1 protein-coding gene and 1 pseudogene are annotated in these 1,044 nt (G+C 61.4%); both read left to right on the plus strand.

Going from position 1 to position 1,044, the window contains the following annotated elements; genetic code table 11:
- Nucleotides 1–230 (plus strand): annotated as a pseudogene (locus ACP7D4_RS28090) (transposase); the annotation flags it as partial.
- Nucleotides 227–1,044, plus strand: an 818-nt coding sequence (locus ACP7D4_RS28095) for an IS3 family transposase (protein WP_426212723.1), incomplete at its 3' end; no start/stop codon positions are given. The pseudogene ACP7D4_RS28090 and the gene ACP7D4_RS28095, both read left to right, overlap by 4 nt.

Raw genomic sequence — 1,044 nt, forward strand, 5'->3', positions numbered from 1 at the left:
CGTGGTGCCGCGAGCACGGCATATTCCCCCATCACCTGACCAGCTGGGAAGCTGCTTTCTGCGTGGAGGTAAAAGAGCCGGCAACGGGAGTGCGCGAAATGCGCACTTTGAAGGACAAGGTTGCAAAGCTCGAGCGCGAGATTGTGCGCAAGAATGGCGCGTTGGCGGAGGCGGCCGCGTTGCTGATCCTGCAAAAAAAGTTCCGCGCGCTGTGGGAGGACGAGGAATGATGACCGACCTCCCGCAGCGCGACCAAGTGATGGCTTTGGTGGCCGAGGCGGTCGTTGCCGGCGCGCGCCAGTGGCGGGCTTGCGAAGTGATTATGCTGAGCGAGCGTACCTTGCAGCGCTGGCAGAACGACAAGGCTGAAGGCGCTTGTGACCGACGACCGGCTCGGGTGCAGACCCCCAAGAACCGCCTGAGCGATTTGGAACGCGAGCGCGTGCTCGAGATCGCCAATTCACCCGAATTCGGCCACCTCCCTCCAAGCCAGATCGTGCCACGGCTGGTCGACCAGGGCGAGTACGTCGCCTCGGAGTCGACCTTCTATCGCTTGCTGAAAGCGGCAAACCAGCTCAAGCACCGTGGGGCCGAAAAGCCGGCCAAACCGCGCCACAAGCCGCGTGCGCTGGTGGCAACGGCACCGGGCCAGCTGTTTAGTTGGGACATCACCTATCTGCCGACGCCGGTCATGGGGATCTACTTCTATCTGTACCTGTTCATGGATATCTACAGCCGCAAGATCGTCGGCTGGCAGGTCTACGAATCGGAAAGCAGCGAGCTGGCCAGCGAGGTGATGCGCGATATTTGTATGCGCGAAAACATCGCGCCAAAGCAGGTGGTGCTGCACTCCGACAACGGCAGTCCGATGAAGGGCGCCACGATGCTCGCAACGCTGCAAAAGCTCGGCGTGGTCCCATCGTTCAGCCGGCCCGCGTGCAGCAATGACAACCCCTTCAGCGAAAGCCTCTTCAAAACGCTCAAGTACCGCCCAGCCTACCCGAAGGGTTCATTTGAAAGCCTCATGGCCGCGAGGCAGTGGGT

Source organism: Massilia sp. TWP1-3-3 (genome assembly GCF_049897805.1).
Classification (GTDB): domain Bacteria; phylum Pseudomonadota; class Gammaproteobacteria; order Burkholderiales; family Burkholderiaceae_D; genus Telluria_A.